Here is an 18624-nt window from a genome sequence, read left to right as displayed (position 1 = left end):
TTTTTTATGTGATAAAAGGGAACAAATAAAGGAGGATATTTTTATGAAACGTGCATTAATTAGTGTATCTGATAAAACAGGCATAGTAGAATTTGCAAAAGAGCTGTCTAGTTTAGGGATAGAAATTATATCTACAGGAGGAACTTATCATACATTACAAAGTGCAGGTATTTCCTGCATTGGCATATCAAGTGTAACTAATTTTCCAGAATGTTTAGATGGCAGAGTAAAAACATTACACCCTTCTATACACGCTGGTATACTTGCTATAAGAGGAAATACAGAACATATGAAACAACTTTCAGAATTAGGTATTGATACCATTGATATAGTAGTAGTAAATTTGTATCCTTTTAAACAAACAATATTAAAACAAGATGTAACAATAGAGCAGGCAATAGAAAATATTGATATTGGTGGGCCTACCATGATAAGAGCAGCAGCAAAAAATTATCAAGATGTAGCAGTTATTATTGACCCAGAAGATTATAACAAAGTACTTTCAGAATTAAAACAAAATAATGAAATTTCAGTAAAAACAAAATTTTATTTAAGTACAAAAGTGTTTATGCACACAGCACATTATGATAGTTTGATAGCAGATTATATGAAAAAACAGGCAGGTATAGAACAATTTCCAAATACATTAAGTTTGACATATGAAAAAGTGCAGGAAATGAGATATGGAGAAAATCCTCATCAAAAGGCAGCATTTTATGCAGAAGTAGGAAACAGCAAAGGTGTTTTGACGAATGCTGTACAACTTCATGGAAAAGAACTTTCATTTAATAATATCAATGATACAAATGGTGCTTTGGAACTTTTAAAAGAATATGACGAACCTACTATTGTAGCTTGTAAGCACGCTAACCCTTGTGGTGTAGCAAGTGCAAAAAATATTTATGATGCTTATATGAAAGCGTATCATTCAGATACTGTTTCTATATTTGGAGGTATTATTGTTTCTAATAGAGAAATAGATAAAAAAACAGCGGAAGAAATTAATAAAATATTTGTAGAAATTGTGCTTGCACCATCATTTGAAAAAGAAGCACTTGAAATATTGGAAAAAAAGAAAAACATTCGTTTAATGACATTGCAAGATATTACACAAAAACAGCCAGCAGGTTCTATTGACATTAAAAAAGTATCTGGTGGTATATTAGTGCAAGATATAGATAATGAATTGCTTGTCGAACAAGATTTAAAAGTGGTAACACAAAGAAAACCTTCTGATAAAGAAATGGAAGATTTACTATTCACATGGAAAATAGTAAAATATACCAAATCAAATGGTATTGCAATAGCAAAAGATAAGCAGTCTGTAGGCATTGGACCAGGACAAGTAAATAGAATATGGGCTTGTGAGCAGGCTATAGAACATGGTATAAACCATTTAGGAGAACAAACAGTAAAAGGTGCAGTATTGGCTTCTGATGCCTTTTTCCCATTCCCAGATTGTGTAGAAGCGTGTGCAAAAGCAGGTATTACAGCAATTATACAACCAGGCGGTTCTATACGTGACCAAGAGTCTATTGATGCTTGTGATAAAGCAGGTATTGCTATGGTGTTTACAGGTATGAGGCATTTTAGACATTAATGAGTATAACCCTCTACGAACTTTTTTGTTTGTAGAGGGAATTTTATAATATGGAGGAATTATGAAAGACTTAAGTAATATGATACAAAATTTGGTATTGTGGTATCAAAAAAATGCACGTGTATTACCTTGGAGAGAAAAACATTGTGCATATGGTGTATGGGTATCTGAAATTATGTTACAGCAGACAAGAGTAGAAGCAGTAAAAGAATATTATGTGCGATTTTTAGAAGAATTACCTACAGTAAAACATTTGGCAGAGGTGTCTGATGAAAAGTTATTAAAACTTTGGCAAGGATTAGGATATTATAATAGAGCAAAAAATTTAAAAAAAGCAGCGATACAAATTATGGAACAATATTGTGGAGAAATCCCTAATGATTATAACAAATTGCTTCAATTAAAAGGCATAGGAGAATATACAGCAGGAGCAATTAGCTCTATTGCTTTTGGACAGCAAATAGCAGCAATAGATGGTAATGTTTTAAGAGTAATGACACGACTATATACAGATGAAAGAGAAATTACAGACAAAGCATTAAAAAAAGAATACAAAGAAAGTATAGAAGCAATATTAAATCATACTAATCCTAATATTTTTAATCAAGCATTGATGGAGTTGGGAGCAACGATTTGTTTACCAAATGGTATGCCAAAATGTGAACAATGTCCTATAAAGCAATATTGTAAAGCATATGAAAAAAATAATGTATTGGAATTTCCTCATAAAGCAACAAAAAAGCAAAGACGCATTGAAAATCGTATGATGTTTTTTATATTATGTCAAAATAAATTGGCATTGCACAAAAGAGAAGAAAAAGGATTACTTTCTAATTTGTGGGAATTGCCCAATGCTTTAACAGACAAAACAAATACAGAACAACTTTTACAATGGGGGATAAATTATACTGATATAAAAGATATAGGAAAAGCAAAACATATTTTTACGCATATAGAGTGGCATATGAAGGGATATTTTATAAATGCAAATTCTTTTGAAAATACTTCTGATTTTATATGGGTAACACAAAGCGATTTACAACAAAAATATGCTTTGCCTTCTGCATTTAGAGAATATGTGATAAAAGGGTGGAATATGACATGAATTTTTTAGAAGAAATTAAATTATATCAACCTCAAAATGAACAAGAGCAAAAAGACAAATCTATTATGATGCAGTATATTGTAATGTTTTATGACAAAATAGCATATCGTAATAATATGCTTTTTCATATGACAGCATCAGCTATAGTATGTAATGAAAACAAAAATAAAATACTTCTGATTTATCATAAAATTTATCAATCATGGTCATGGCTTGGAGGACACGCAGATGGTGAACATGATTTACAAAAAACAGCAGAGAAAGAAGTGCAACAAGAAACAGGTGTTTCAGAATTAAAACCAATTAAAAATGGTATTGTATCCCTTGATATTTTAACAGTAGAAGGGCATTATAAAAATAAAGAATATGTTTGTCCGCATATTCATTTGAATGTAACATATTGCTTTATGGCATCAGAAAAAAGTAATTTGATATTAAATGAAAAAGAAACAGAAGGCATAAAATGGATACCTATTTCAGAAATAGCAAAATATTGTACTGAGCAAAAAATGCTTCCTATTTATCAAAAAATTATACAAAGAATAATCGTATAACATAGCACAATATATTGTATAGTATCAATAAAAAAATAAAAATTATAAATTATTTTTTGGTACTTTTTTAATAGATTATATTCTAATGATAACCACTATTATTTGACTTTTTTTCTCTTTTGTAATACAATGTAGCGAAATGGACATTGAATAAAGAAAAGAGTGATATTTTGGTTCAAATAGCAACAGAACAACAAAAACAACAATATTGTGATATTTGGCAGCAATGTTTTGAAGATAGTGAAGCATTTCAAAACTGGCTTTTTGAAAGACGTTTTTTGCCTAGTCTTTGCACCTATATTAAAAAAGAAAATAATATTGTTTGTTGTATGCAGTCTTATCCTATGCACATATGGGTAAGAGGGAAAATAGTAAAAGGCGTTATGCTTTGTGGTGTTTGTACAGATAAAAAATATAGAAAACAAGGACTTATGACAGAATTGTTTTCTCATACTATGAATATTTTAAGTGAAAAAGGATTTGTATTAGCTGTACATACGCCAGCAGTATTACACAGTTATTATCGTTTTGGCCATATTGCCGTAAATCGTTGTAAATATATTAAATCAGACAATACAGCACAGTTTATAAAAGATGACAATATCAAAGAAATCAATCAAAATTTTAAATTACTTTATGAATGTTATGAAAAATTCAGCCAAAAATATTCTGGCTGTATCAGCAGAACATTAGCAGATTTTTTGTTAAAAATGGAAGATTATGCTGTAGATAGTGCAAAAGTAATTGCTTACGAATATAATAACGATATAAAAGGATATGCTGTATTTTATGATACAGATGATATTGTACAGGCAGTAGAAACGATAGCAGAAAATAATGAAATATATCAAAAGATTGTAGAAGGCGTATGCAGCTATGCACAAGGAAAAAAAGTTAGTATTAAATTGCCTGAATATGTTAGCATAAAATTAAATTCTCTTTATGAGGAAGTCGTAGAAAAAGGCGTTGCAGGAATATTAGATATTTCGAAATTGATGGCTGCATTGGGACAGAAAAAAAATTGTGCTATACAAATAGAGGATACTATAATAGAAAAAAATAATGGCATATTTGATTTAGATGGTACACCTACAACAAAATCACCTGATATAAAATTAAGTGCAGGAAATGCAATACAGTTAATTATAGGCTATTGCTCTTTAGAGGAGTTACAAAAACGAAATGAGGTAATAATATATCATAATGAAAATGCAAAAAAAATAGCGAATGAATATCAAAAACAGTATTGTTATATTGTAGATGAGTATTAAATTTGGGAGGATATTATGGAGTTAGGATTAGAAATAAAGCCAATACAGCAACAAGAAATAAAAAAGAAATTAAAATTTAAACCAATAGATTTATCATCAAAAAGTATTATAGAAAGCTACACAAAACCATGGAATTTAGGTTGTTCTGATTTGTCATTTGCCAATCTTTTTATATGGGGCATAAATGGCAAAATGGAATATGCTCAGCTAGATAATGTATTGTATATTAAATTAGACTTTGAAAAAGTACCTGTTCATTTTTGGGCACCAATTCCGAAATTAGGTGCAAATGTAAATTATAGAGAAGCAGTATATACTGCACTTGATTATATGAAAAATATAGGTGCAGAGCCAACAATTCGTTCTGTTTGGACACCTTTTAAAGATAAAATATTGAAATGCTGCCCTGAATTGTTTGTACAGCCTACAGAAATAGCGTGGGATTATGTATATGAAAGAGAAATTCTTGCTACATTAAAAGGTAAAAAACTGCACGGAAAAAGAAATCACATCAATAAATTTTTATCAAAATATCCAGATTATGAATATGCTGTATTAGATGATAGTATGATAGAAGAATGTATTGCACTGTATGAAGACTGGAGCGACCAAAAAGACGAACATTCTGTTGAACTATCAGATGAAAGAACATCGGTAATGCTTGCATTGCGTCATAGAAAAGCATTGGGATTAACAGGTGGCTGTATATTTGTAAAAGGGGAATTAGTTGCATTTACAGTAGGAGAAAGATTGTCAAATACTATGCAACTGATACACATTGAAAAAGCAAAAACAGATATTGAAGGAGCATATCCTATGATAAATCAGCAGTATATATTGCATGAATGTCAAGGGGTAGAACTAATCAATAGAGAGGAAGATATGGGAATAGAAGGCATGAGAAAAGCAAAACGTTCTTATCAACCTATAAAAATGATAGAAAAATATCTTATCAGTACAAGGGATTTAACAGATGTAAAAGGTATTTGGGGAAAATAGTATTGGGGGGAGTGTATGATACATTTTATATTAAAGTATTTTGTCAAAAGTGATGTAATAGATGGTGAAGCAAGGAAAAAATGTGGTGTGATAAGTGGATATATAGGTATATTTTGCAATTTTATGCTTTTTTGTGTAAAGTTGTTTGCAGGTATGATAACATCTTCTGTATCTATTATGGCAGATGCACTGAATAATTTATCTGATGCAGCTTCTTCTATCGCAACACTTTTAGGTTTTCATTTGGCAGATAGACCACCAGATGAAGAACACCCTTTTGGTCACGGAAGATATGAATATGTAGCAGGCTTTGTAGTTTCTCTTATTATTATATTAATGGGAATAGAACTTTTAAAAGCATCTTTTGATAAAATAATACACCCCCAGCAAATGACATTTCATATAGTATCACTTTTCATAATGCTGTGTTCTATATTGGTAAAATTGTGGCTGTGCTTTTTCAATAAAAAAATGGGAACTATGATTTCTTCTGCGACACTACAAGCAACAGCAATGGATAGTTTAACAGATGTAGTAGCGACTTCTGCTGTTATAGTAGGTATGCTTATAACACATTTTTTTGAAAAAAATATTGATGGATATATGGGTATTGTGGTAGCACTTTTTATATTATATACAGGTATTACTACAGCAAAAGAAACACTTAATCCTATTATTGGAACAGCACCATCTTCTGATTTAGTAGAAAAAATTAAAAATGAAGTACTTTCTTACAATGGAATATTAGGAGTACATGATTTGATTATACACTCTTATGGTGCAGAAAAAAAACTAGTTTCTCTTCATGCAGAAGTGTCAGCACATGATGATATATTAAAAATACATGAAGTAATTGACAGCATAGAAAAAGATATTAAACAGAAATTTTTGTGTGATACGGTCATACACATGGACCCTATTGATATGGAAGATGAATATACAAAACAACTGTATCATACAGTAAAACAAATTGTAAAAAATATAGATAATACATTTGAAATACATGATTTTAGAGTAGTAAAAAGTATAGGAAAAATAAAATTATTTTTTGATGTAAATGTGTCATTTCAATGTCAACAAAATGACAATGATATAGCAGAAAAAATAAAATGTGATATAGAAAAATTAGAGCAATGTTGTATTGCTGATATTACAATAGATAGATTATATTCCAGTATTTCTAAACATACAATAAAGCAATAATAATAGCCCAAGCATTTGCTTGGGCTTATTAGCGTGTCGATAAAGTCGACACGCTAAGTCGAAAACAGGTTTTCAACTTGTTTAAATAGAAGTATAAACAGCGAGTTTCATAGGCTTAAAAGCCTTGAAACTCGCTGTTTTCCTCAGGCGAGCAAAGCTCGCCTTGCGGATTAGTATGGGGAGTTGCACTCCCCATTCCCCTTGCTTTTTACAGCAAAATGAGGTTTTTTGACAGACTGAGAAGCCCAAGCAAATACTTGGGCTTATTTTGGTTTTGTTTAATTTTGAATAGGTTTTTTCAATACTGCTAATAATAATGTACCAACTACAGAGCCAATAATGAGTGCTAATAAATACATAATACTATTTCCTATAACAGGAAGTACAAATAATCCGCCATGTGGTGCCATCAATGTACAGTTAAAAAACATTGATAATCCTCCTGAAATTGCTGCACCAATTGCACAAGCTGGTATGACATGAATAGGGTCAGACGCTGCAAAAGGAATTGCACCTTCTGTAATAAATGAAAGCCCCATAATATAATTTACAACACCTGATTTTCTTTCTGCTTCTGTAAATCTATTTTTAAAGAATGTTGTTGCTAATGCAATGGCAAGAGGGGGAACCATGCCGCCTATCATAACGGCTGCCATCATTTCATAATTGCCTTCTGTAATAGATGCTGTACCAAATACATAAGCTGCTTTATTTATTGGGCCTCCCATATCAATAGACATCATACCAGCTAATATAATGCCAAGCAATATTTTACTAGAGGAACCCATTGAATTTAAACCATTAAATAATGCTGTGTTTATGGCACCTACTATTGGATTGATAATAAATATAATAATTACACCTATTAGTAATATACCACAAAGAGGATAAAGCAATACAGGTTTGATACCTTCTAAGCTTTGAGGAAGTTTGTCAAATACTTTTTTTAGTGATAATATCAAATAGCCTGCTATAAATCCTGCTGCTAATGCTCCTAAAAATCCGCTGCCGCCTTCTTTTGCTAAAAATCCACCTACAAAACCTACTGCTAATGCAGGTCTGTCGCCTATACTAGAAGCAATAAAACCAGCTAATACAGGTAACATAAATGCAAAAGCACTATCTCCAACTTGTTTTAAAAATGCTGCAAATGGTGTATTACTACCAAAATTTGCTGGATTGATTTCATAATTATCAAATAAGAATGCCAATGCGATTAAAATACCACCACCTATTACAAATGGTAACATATTAGATACACCGTTCATTAAATCAACATATACTGTATGAAGTCCTTTTCCTTTTTGTTGTGTTTGTTCTTCTGCACCACTTTCTGCATGAAATATTGGTGCATCGCCTGCCATAGCTCTGTCTAACAATTCGTCAGCTTTGTGAATACCATCAGCAACTTTTGTAACAATGACTTTTTTACCATTAAAACGTGTCATTTCTACTTTTTTATCTGCTGCAACAATAATACATTTTGCATTTTTAATTTCTTCTGCTGTCAATACATTTTTAGCACCGCCTGAGCCATTTGTTTCAACTTTGATTGAAATACCTTTTTCTTTGCCTTTTGTTGCTAAATTTTCTGCTGCCATGAATGTGTGTGCAATACCTGTAGGGCAGGCTGTAACAGCTAATACATCATATCCTCCAGTGCTTTGTGAGGCTGGTTTTTCATCAGCATATTCTTCTGCAAATTTTTCTCTTTCTGCTTTGTCAATAATATCTAAATAAGTATCAACATCTTTAGCATTTAACAAGTCATTTCTAAAATTTTCATTCATTAAAAGCATAGAAAGTCTTTGCAATACTTCAATATGTACATCTCCACCTTCAGCAGGAGCTGCAATCATAAAAAATAATTTACTTGGTTCGCCATCTAATGACTCATAATCCACTCCCTCTGGTACTGTCATAGAACTTAAACCGGGATTTTTTACCGCTGCAACTTTTGCATGAGGAATAGCAATTCCTTCTCCTATACCGGTTGTTCCGCTCGCTTCTCTCTCCAATACTCCCTTTTTGTAACCTTCTCTATCGTTTAATTTATCTCCTTTTTCCATTAAATCTACTAATGTATCAATGGCTTCCTCTTTACTTTTTGGTGCTGCTCCCAATAATATAGAATTTTTTGATAATAATTCTGTAATTTTCATAAAAATATCCTCCTCTCAAATTGTCATATTATATTTCTCTTTTTAATGTCTTTAATATTGCCTCTACTTCTGGTTTTGTTGCCAAATATTTCGAAAAAGCACTTGCACTGCCTGTTGCTACACCCATATAAAACGCTTCTTCTAATGAATTGTTTTTTAAATATCCTGCTGTAAATCCCGCTACCATACTATCACCAGCACCTACAGAATTTACAACAGTACCTTTTGGTGCAGGTGTTTTATATATTTCGCCATCGGCACCTACCAATATTGCACCATCACCAGCCATAGATACCAAAACATTTACTTTATTATTGCCCATTTGCTGTAGTTTTTTAGCATATGTAATAATTTCGTGCTCGCCTTTTAATTTCACACCAAATATTTCACCTAATTCGTGATTGTTTGGTTTTATTAAAAATGGCTGATATTTCATGACATTAACAAGTAATTCTTTTGTAGCATCTACTATAATTTTAATACTTTTATTTTGTAATTTTGACATTATTTTTTCGTAAATGTCTTTAGGAAGTGTTGCAGGTACGCTTCCAGCTAATATCAATATGTCTTCTGATTGTAATGTATCTAATTTATCAAAGAGTTGCTGTAATTCTTTTTCGCTGATTTCTGGCCCTATACCATTGATTTCTGTTTCTTCTTTTGCTTTGATTTTAACATTGATACGAGAAAGTCCTTTTTCTAAATGTATAAAATCGCTTTTTCCACCACTTCTTTTAAAACCATTTTCGATTTCTTCTCCTGTAAAACCTGCTACAAATCCGAGTGCTGTATTTTCTACTCCTAAATGGTTTAATACAATAGAAACATTGATGCCTTTTCCTCCGCTAAGTATTAGTTCTGATGTTACTCTGTTAATTTCTCCAGCGATAAGTTGCTCTGTTGTAATAATGTAATCTAATGAGGGATTAAATGTAACGGTATAAATCATATTTTTCGCCTACCTTTCATTGTTCTACATATATGGTGTTGATATAATTTTCTGGTGCTGATTTTGTTGTAATAATGGTACTGTTTTCTATATGACCAAATGTTACTGCAGAAACGATGTTAAATTTGCTAGAGTCTGCTAAAACATAAGATTTTTTACATTGCAACATAGCTGTTCTTTTTACAGATGCTTCATTTGCTTCTGGTGTGCTAAATTGTGCTACTTCACTTATGCCATTTGTACCGAAAAAGCCCTTTGTAAAATGATACTTTTGTAAATTTTCTACTGCTTCACTACCTATAATTGCTTCTGTAATTGCTTTAAAATTACCTCCTATAATCGTTACAGGTATATTATTTTTTGATAATGCTTTTGCTTGCCAAACAGAATTAGTAACATAATTTGCTTCTTTTTCTGTAATATAACCTGCCATAATTTCAACAGTTGTACCAGAGTCAAGATATACAAAATCACCAGGTACAATTAATTTTGCTGCATATTTGCCTATAATGTGTTTTTGTTCTAAATTTAATGTACTTTTTTTAGCAATGCCTACATCAGTCATTTCATATTGTAAGTCGAGGGCAGTTGCACCTCCATGCACTCTGATAAGTTTTCCTAACTTATCAAGTGATACCAAATCTCGTCTGACTGTAGACTCTGATATATTTAATTTCTGAACCAATTCTAATACAGTAACTGTTTTTTTACTATCTACTATATCCATTATTTTTTGGTATCTTTGTTCTGTCAGCATTTACTTCTCCCTCCTTCTGTTAATAATATAACATCATTTTCAATTAAAATCAATCATAAACAGTTACAAATATACTAAATTTTTATTGTAATATATGCACAATATTGATTGATATTAAATGAAAATAACTGTATTATTATAATGCTATTTCAAATAAAAAAGATACTACAACAGTATTTGCTGTAATATCTTTAAAAATAAAAAGTATAGTCTATTTTTATTATGAAAATAAAGTACATTTATTTCATATAATATTCAGTCAAAATCAATCAATATTGTTATAATGAAAACGAAGGGCATTGATTTGATGAAAGTAAAAAAAGAATATTGTTAATATTTGATAAATGATGAGTTTCTATTTTATTTACAGGCTGGCATATTTAATATACTATTTGTTTTAAATTTTTATTTAGAAAATGTGACTGTAACAAGTGCGAGGTTTATATGTGTTTTGAAGGTAGTGTCGATTTATAATATAAATATGACATTGATAGTATGTATTATGCTTTTATTATGTGAAATAAAATACTTAAAAATTTCTTACATATTTGACTATAGCATTGACAGTATAAATTTATATACTATATAATTAGTAAAAAGTGTTATATTTGTTATATTGTATAAAAGAGTGGGGGAATGTATAACATGATGAAGTGGTTTATAAAGTTATTAAGTGTTGTTTTGATGTTTTGTTTTACACCATATGTATGTTTTGCACAAGTGGAACAAAATGAGCAGAATACTGTAAAATTTCAAAAAATTATTGCCAATATGAAAAATGAAAGTGCAAATTTTATTTCAACATATCATAATGAGAATATAATACTTGCAAAAATATTAAGAGATGCTCATATTGCAGCAATGCCTTATAATGTAAATTTAGAAACAGTAAATAATGTAGAAAAATTTTACATTGATTTACAATTTCAAATTGCAGATTTAAAAGGTGATATTAGTAGTTTATCTAAAAAACAAATTGCTGATAGTATAATATTTTCTACTTCATTATACTATGATGCGGAATGTATAGCAGGATATTCTATATTAGATGCTTTGCTTGGCAGCGAAAATATAAACAAAATAAAACAAGAAGGTATCAATAGTGTTTGTGCTGCTTTTACAGCATATACCTGCCACGATAAATATAGTAAAAAAACGCAAGCAGAACAAAAACAACTTTTAGAGTTTATACTAAACTATGATTATGATGACAATATATTAGCTATTACAAATGCTTTGATTGCTATTAATAATGTAGAAAGTACTACAGAAATACAAAATTGGAAACAAAATATATTAAATAAAATAGTTGATTTTTATAAAGAAGATGGTTGGTCTACACAGAGAATTGCAAATGTTGTAACCTGTGCTATGATTTTGGGAATAGATATTGACAACGACAGTAGATTTATAAAACAAGGAAATACTATAATAGATACTTTGTATAATGAAGTACAAAGAGAAAATATAAAACAAGCACAATATATAGAAGACGTATTAACTGCTTTTGTATATTATCAAACAAAACAAAATCCATATTATTATGGCAATTATAATTTAAAGCAAAATCATAATCAAATTACTACAGAAGTGTATCAATATTTGTTAAATAAAAGTGATATTTCAAAACATTGGTCAAAACAGAATTTTGTAAATATGATTTTAAATGGCTATATAAAATATGATTACAATACAGAAAAAAATGTATTTCCTGATAAAAACATCACAAGAGGGGAGTTTATTTCTTTTATTTTCAATACAAAAAATATAGAAAATACTTCTGAACAACTGTTTTATGATATAAATAACTCTATTTATAAAAATGAAATTAATAGTTTTATGAAAGAATACATTACAACTAAATTTATTTCTATATCAGAAAAACAAAGTTTTTTAAATTTATATTTTGGTGAAAATTTTAGACCAAATGACAATATTACAAGAGAAGAAGCTGCATTTTTTATAAAGTGTGCTTCTGGTTATGCTAATAAGTTACAGCCAGATAATACTGAAAATTTAAAAACATTTATTGATTATAATGATTGTGATGAAAAATATATTGATATGTTAGAATTTTGTGTAAAAAGAGGTTTTATTTCTGGAAGAGATGGAAAGCTTCTTCCGAAACAAACATTAACAAGAGCAGAAGCAGTTACACTAATTACAAATTTTAATCAATATCATTAAATGGGTGGCAGTAAAATAATAAAAATCACTCTTGAATTTTATTTATTCAAGAGTGATTTTTTTGGTTATATTAATATTCTCCTGCTTTAAAATTGTATATAGGTTTTATAACGTCTATAATTTCTACAGTATCTCCAATATTATTTATAATATCTTCCATATTTTTGTATGCCATAGGACACTCATCTAATGTATTTTTATTGATAGAAGTAGTATAAATTCCATTCATTTGATTTTGAAATTCTGATACAGTAAAAGATTGTCTTGCTACAGAACGACTCATCAATCGCCCTGCACCATGTGGTGCGGAATAATTCCAATCTTCATTTCCTTTGCCCATACATATCAAAGAGCCATCTCTCATATTAATTGGTATTAGCAATTTTTCATTTTTTTGTGCTGATACAGCACCTTTTCTCAATATCATAGTATCTGTGTCTATATAATTATGAATAGTAGTAAACTGTTCTGTAATATGTAGTTTCATACCTTTTACAATTTCATAAATCATAGCTTTTCTATTCCATAGTGCATAATTTTGTATGATTTTCATATCGTGTATATACTGTGTAAATAAATCTCCTGTTACATAAGCAAGTTGTTTAGGTATAGATGTCGTTTTAGTATTTTTTAATGTAGTAATACTTTTTTGAATTTCTTTTGTTTTTCCTTGTGATTTTAAATTTGCAATTAAGTCATCAATATCTTTTTTAGAACAACCATTCAATGCTTTATAACCTTCTAATTGATAATAATTTGCAACTTCCAAACCTAAGTGTCTACTTCCAGAATGTACAACAATATAAATGTTACCATTACTGTCTTTATTTGCTTCTATAAAATGATTGCCACCGCCTAATGTTCCTAAACTTTTTTCTGCTCTAATTTGGTTGATATTTTTATAACAGTAAAGTTCCTCTAAATTTATTTTGTTAAAATAACTGTGTGCTTTTTCTCTTATATCAAATCCAGATGGAATTTTTTGATATATCATTTTATCTAACTGTTGCAGTTCAATATGTTTTTCTTTTATTTTAATGGTTTCCATACCACAACCAATATCTACCCCTACTAAATTAGGCACAACTTTGTCTTTAATTGTCATAGTTGTACCAACAGTACAGCCTGCACCAGCATGAACGTCTGGCATAAGTCTTATTTTACTATCAGAAACAAATTGTTGATTTAACAAAAGCATAATTTGAGAAATAGATGTTTCATCTACAACATCAGTAAAAATTTTTGCTCCATTATATTTACCTTTTAATTCTATCATATTTCCTCCTAAGTTACTATTTTATAATAAATGTTTTTTTGCATCATTATTTTTTCTATGAACATATCAAATTCCTCCTTTATTTCTGAAATAAATTACACAAATGTACTTTATATTATGTTTAGTATATCAATTTTATCAATATAATACAATTATTTTATAATGTATTGTGCTAATAGTACTATTGTATATAATTATAAAGTAGTACATAAATTTTGTAAATAAATAGTATATAAAACTGTTATTTTCGCCTAAAATAGTATATAATGGTATAAGAAATAGTATTATGTTATTGGAAATATGTAAAAAAAAGGATAGGTGATACAGTATGGCATTGGTATTTACAAACGAAAAATGTATAGGATGCAATAAGTGTATACACGTATGCAGTTGTATAGGAGCTAACATTTTTGTAGTACAAAATGGTAAAAATAGAATAGAAGTTGATGAAAAAAAATGTATTGCTTGTGGAGCTTGTATTGATGTATGCGAACATAAAGCTAGAGAATTTAAAGATGATACAAATGAATTTTTTGAGGATTTAAAAAAAGGAGCAAATATTTCTGTGCTTGTTGCACCAGCATTAAAAGCAAATTATGCTAGTAATTATAAAAATATATTAGGAGCATTAAAAAGTATGGGAGTAAATCACATTATAAATGTATCATTTGGTGCTGATATTACAACATGGGGATATTTAAATTATATTAAAGAATATGATTTTAAAGGTGGAATTTCACAGCCATGCCCTGCTGTAGTAGGATATATTGAAAGATATATCCCTAAGCTAATACCTAAACTTTTTCCAGTACAAAGTCCTTTGATGTGTGCTGCAATTTATGTTAAAAAATATATGGGAATAAAAGATAAATTGGCTTTTATTAGTCCTTGTATTGCCAAAAAATTAGAAATAAATGACCCCAATAATGAAAATTATGTGAGTTATAATATTACATTCAGTCATTTAATGAACTATTTAAAAAAGCATAATATCAGAGCAAAAGAATATACAGATGAAATTGAATATGGTCTAGGTTCTATTTATCCACTTCCTGGAGGATTAAAAGAAAATGTAAAATGGTTTTTAGGAGAGGACATTTTTATACGTCAAATGGAAGGCGAAAAAAGAATGTATCATTATTTAGAAAAAAATAAAGATAGCATAGCAAATAATCGTGTAAAATACCTTTTTGTAGATGCTCTAAATTGTGAGTCAGGCTGTATTTATGGAACTGGAATTGAAAGTAACAAATTAAATGATGACAACAATTTAAGTAATCTTTTTGATATTAAAATACAAAGCAAAAAAAATAATATAACAAGTGCATGGAGCAATAAATTAAAACCAGCACAAAGATTAAAAAAATTGAATAAACAATTTTCAAAATTAAACTTAAATGATTTTATACGCAAATATACAGACCGTTCAAAACAATGCCAATATAAAATTCCTAATTCTATGGAGTTAAACCGTATTTTTTTAGAAATGGGAAAAGAAGAAGAAAAAGAAAGAAATATTAATTGTTCTTGCTGTGGTTATGAAACCTGTTATGATATGGCAGTTGCTATTTATAATCAATTTAGTCACAGAGATAATTGTATTTATTACATCAAAAAACAAGTAGAAGAAGAACAAAAAAAGACATTACAACAAGCAGAAAATATTATAAAACAGAAAGAAGATTTATTAAAAGCAGTAGAAAAAATTAATAATGAATTTTCTGGTCTTTATCAATCGGTTGACCAAATGTCAAAAGAAAATGATGCTAATGCAATAGAAACTTCTGGAATTTCTGAAGAAATGCAAGAGGTTTCAGATTTTTGTAAAAATCTTGAAAATTCCATAATAGAAATAAGTAAATTACTTCAAGAATTGAATACGAATAATGAAGAAGTGGTTTCCATTTCTTCTCAAACAAATTTACTTGCTTTAAACGCATCTATTGAAGCGACGAGAGCAGGTGCTGCTGGAAAAGGATTTTCAGCTGTGGCATTTTTTATTAAAGAATTAGCAGATAAGTCAAAAAAGACAGTAATAGAAAGTAGCAAAAGTCAATATAAAATAGAAGATGCAATAATAAATATACAAAAAGATGCACAAAAGTTAATAGAAATTATAAATAAAATAAATGACAGAACATATAGCCTTGCTGCTTCTACAGAAGAAATTGCAAGTTCTGTATCATCTATTATAGAAGTGTCAGAAATTATAAAAAATAAATTAAAAACATTAACACAATAACACAATAACATAATAACATAATAACATAATAACAATACATATACTGTAATGACTTTATAATAAAAGTGGACAATGTGTAATACTGTTGTTTCATATCAAAAAAACTTTCCTTATTTAAAATATTTATTTGCATATTCTCTCTAAAAAACAAGTGCTTTACAAAATATGCGATACTATGTTATAATCTATACAAGAAAGTAGTTACAATAATGTAACCATTCAAATGAAGGTAAAACTACCCTAGTTATTTCAAGGCTATTATGGGTAGTTTTTTATTACTTTATTTTATTCGTCAAGTGTAGTAGCAAATGATATTTTTATAGTATTACAGAATATTACATATTTGAGCAATAAAGAAAAGAGGAAAATGGTATGTCTTTTTTACCAGTAACAATGGAAGAAGTAAAGCAAAGAGGTTGGAAGCAATTAGATTTTATATATATTTGTGGAGATGCTTATGTTGACCACCCTTCTTTTGGAGCAGCAATTATTTGCAGAACATTAGAAAGCAAAGGATATAAAGTAGGCATAATAGCACAACCAAATTGGAAACAAAAAGAAGATTTTATGAAATTGGGAGAGCCTAGATTAGCTTTTTTGGTCAGCAGCGGCAATATTGACTCTATGGTAAACCATTATAGTGTAGCAAAAAAAAGAAGACAAAAAGATGCCTATTCTCCGGGAGGAAAAGCAGGACTTCGTCCAGATAGAGCAGATATTGTATACAGTAATAAATTGAGAGAAATTTACAAAAAAACGCCTATTATATTGGGAGGAATTGAGGCAAGTTTAAGAAGATTGTCACACTATGATTATTGGGATAATAAAGTAAGACGTTCTATATTGTTAGATGCTGGTGCAGATTTAGTATTGTTTGGTATGGGAGAACATCAAATTGTGGAAGTTGCAGAGGCACTAGATAGTGGTATTCCTATTGAAGAAATTACATTTATAAGAGGTTCTGTATATAAAACAAAACAACAATATAGAGCATTTGACGCGATACGTTTACCAGATTATAATGATGTTGTACAGTCAAAAAAGAAATTTGCAGAAAGCTTTTTCATACAATATCAAAATACAGATGCCATTACTGCAAAAACACTGATAGAAAAATATAATGAATGTTTTGTAGTACAAAATCCACCATCACCACCTTTACAAACATCTGAATTAGATAGTGTATATTCTCTCAATTATATGAGAACATATCACCCTATGTATGAAGAGCAAGGCGGTGTTCCAGCAATTGAAGAAGTAAAGTTTAGTTTAATCAGTAATAGAGGTTGCTTTGGCAACTGCAATTTTTGTGCTTTAGCATTTCATCAAGGAAGAGTAGTAACTGCTAGAAGTCATGCTTCTTTGTTACAAGAAGCACAAAAAATAACTTGGGAAACTGATTTTAAAGGGTATATACATGATGTAGGAGGGCCTACAGCAAATTTTAGACAAGCAGCTTGTGAAAAACAATTAAAACAAGGTGTTTGTAAAAATAAGCAATGTTTGTTTCCTAAAAAATGTGAAAATTTAAAAGTAGACCATAAAGATTATATGAAACTTTTAAGAAAATTAAGAGAAGTACCAAAAGTAAAAAAGGTATTTATACGCTCTGGTATACGTTATGACTATTTGATATATGATAAAGATACTACTTTTTTTGAAGAACTTTGCAAATATCATGTAAGTGGTCAGCTAAAAGTAGCACCTGAACACGTTTCTGATAAAGTTTTGAAAAAAATGGGAAAGCCTACAAAAGAAGTTTACGATAAATTTGTAAAAAAATATTTTGAAATTAACAAAAAAATAAATAAAGAACAATATCTAGTACCTTATTTAATGAGTAGTCACCCTGGAAGTGATTTAAAAGCAGCAATTGAATTAGCAGAATATTTAAGAGATATAGGACACCAGCCTGAGCAAGTACAAGACTTTTATCCCACACCAGGAACACTTTCTACAGCAATGTATTATACAGAGTTAGACCCTTTTACAATGGAAAAGGTTTATGTTCCTAAAACACCTCATGAAAAAGCAATGCAAAGAGCATTGATACAATATAAATCCCCTCAAAATTATGATTTGGTTTTAGAGGCATTAAAAAAGGCACACAGACAGGATTTAATAGGATATGATAAACATTGTTTGATACGTCCTGTACCACCTTCTCATAATGCAATACAAAAAGGAGCAAAAGCAGACCGTTCTAAAATAAATAACAAACAATTTGTAAAACAACAAAATAACAGCAAAACACAACCAAAAAAGAAAACAATTAGAAATGTACATAAAAAGAAAACAAAATAGCAAAGAAAAGAGGGA

General features: G+C 29.4%; 13 protein-coding genes. 9 read left to right on the top strand and 4 right to left on the bottom strand.

The features are described from left to right. The first annotated feature begins 43 nt into the window (after positions 1-43). From purH to C820_RS11395, 6 genes are all read left to right on the top strand, one after another. Positions 44-1600, top strand: coding sequence for a bifunctional phosphoribosylaminoimidazolecarboxamide formyltransferase/IMP cyclohydrolase (gene purH, locus C820_RS11420; RefSeq protein WP_004033726.1), 1557 nt, complete (start codon positions 44-46; stop codon positions 1598-1600). A 61-nt stretch (positions 1601-1661) separates the two neighbouring features. Then, positions 1662-2705, top strand: a complete 1044-nt coding sequence (gene mutY / locus C820_RS11415; protein ID WP_004033727.1) for an A/G-specific adenine glycosylase — start codon at positions 1662-1664, stop codon at positions 2703-2705. Beyond that, complete coding sequence (locus tag C820_RS11410; protein ID WP_004033732.1) at positions 2702-3259, top strand: NUDIX hydrolase; 558 nt, start codon at positions 2702-2704, stop codon at positions 3257-3259. The genes mutY and C820_RS11410 overlap by 4 nt, the downstream gene beginning before the upstream one ends. Positions 3260-3429: 170 nt before the next feature. Beyond that, positions 3430-4530, top strand: coding sequence for a GNAT family N-acetyltransferase (locus tag C820_RS11405; RefSeq protein WP_004033734.1), 1101 nt, complete (start codon positions 3430-3432; stop codon positions 4528-4530). A 15-nt stretch (positions 4531-4545) separates the two neighbouring features. Further along, positions 4546-5529, top strand: a complete 984-nt coding sequence (locus C820_RS11400; protein ID WP_004033736.1) for a DUF2156 domain-containing protein — start codon at positions 4546-4548, stop codon at positions 5527-5529. Between the two features lie 15 nt (positions 5530-5544). Continuing rightward, complete coding sequence (locus C820_RS11395; RefSeq protein WP_004033738.1) at positions 5545-6732, top strand: cation diffusion facilitator family transporter; 1188 nt, start codon at positions 5545-5547, stop codon at positions 6730-6732. 278 nt (positions 6733-7010) lie between these two features. Here C820_RS11395 and C820_RS11390 read toward each other — a convergent pair whose 3' ends face one another. Genes C820_RS11390 through C820_RS11380 form a run of 3 tightly spaced genes read right to left on the bottom strand, consistent with a single transcriptional unit; the run spans position 7011 to position 10600 of the window. Next, a complete protein-coding gene (locus tag C820_RS11390; RefSeq protein WP_004033740.1) occupies positions 7011-8894 on the bottom strand; it encodes a PTS fructose transporter subunit IIABC in 1884 nt (627 codons plus the stop codon). 28 nt (positions 8895-8922) lie between these two features. Then, on the bottom strand, positions 8923-9843 hold the full coding sequence (pfkB, locus tag C820_RS11385) for a 1-phosphofructokinase (RefSeq protein ID WP_004033742.1): 921 nt from the start codon (positions 9841-9843) through the stop codon (positions 8923-8925). A gap of 16 nt (positions 9844-9859) precedes the next feature. After that, complete coding sequence (locus C820_RS11380) at positions 9860-10600, bottom strand: DeoR/GlpR family DNA-binding transcription regulator (RefSeq protein ID WP_004033744.1); 741 nt, start codon at positions 10598-10600, stop codon at positions 9860-9862. A gap of 645 nt (positions 10601-11245) precedes the next feature. On the opposite strand from C820_RS11380, the gene C820_RS11375 reads away from it, so the two are divergent. Next, positions 11246-12787 carry an S-layer homology domain-containing protein gene (locus C820_RS11375; RefSeq protein WP_004033746.1) on the top strand — a complete coding sequence of 514 codons (1542 nt, stop codon included), beginning with the start codon at positions 11246-11248 and terminating at the stop codon, positions 12785-12787. Positions 12788-12857: 70 nt separating this feature from the next. Here the strand turns inward: C820_RS11375 and C820_RS11370 are convergent, their stop codons facing one another. Next, entirely contained in the window at positions 12858-14063 is a 1206-nt protein-coding gene (locus tag C820_RS11370; RefSeq protein ID WP_004033748.1) for an RtcB family protein, read from the bottom strand. 328 nt (positions 14064-14391) lie between these two features. Here C820_RS11370 and C820_RS11365 point away from each other — a divergent pair, with 328 nt between their 5' ends. Together C820_RS11365 and C820_RS11360 are read left to right on the top strand one after the other, a co-directional pair. After that, positions 14392-16305, top strand: coding sequence for a [Fe-Fe] hydrogenase large subunit C-terminal domain-containing protein (locus C820_RS11365; RefSeq protein ID WP_004033749.1), 1914 nt, complete (start codon positions 14392-14394; stop codon positions 16303-16305). 372 nt (positions 16306-16677) lie between these two features. Next, on the top strand, positions 16678-18609 hold the full coding sequence (locus C820_RS11360; RefSeq protein ID WP_004033750.1) for a YgiQ family radical SAM protein: 1932 nt from the start codon (positions 16678-16680) through the stop codon (positions 18607-18609). Positions 18610-18624: the final 15 nt, after the last annotated feature.

Origin of the sequence: Clostridium sp. MD294, assembly GCF_000364165.2 — a bacterium.
GTDB lineage: Bacteria > Bacillota > Clostridia > Lachnospirales > Anaerotignaceae > Coprocola.
Note: the sequence above shows the minus strand (reverse complement) of the source record. Positions and strands in the feature narration are given on the sequence as shown.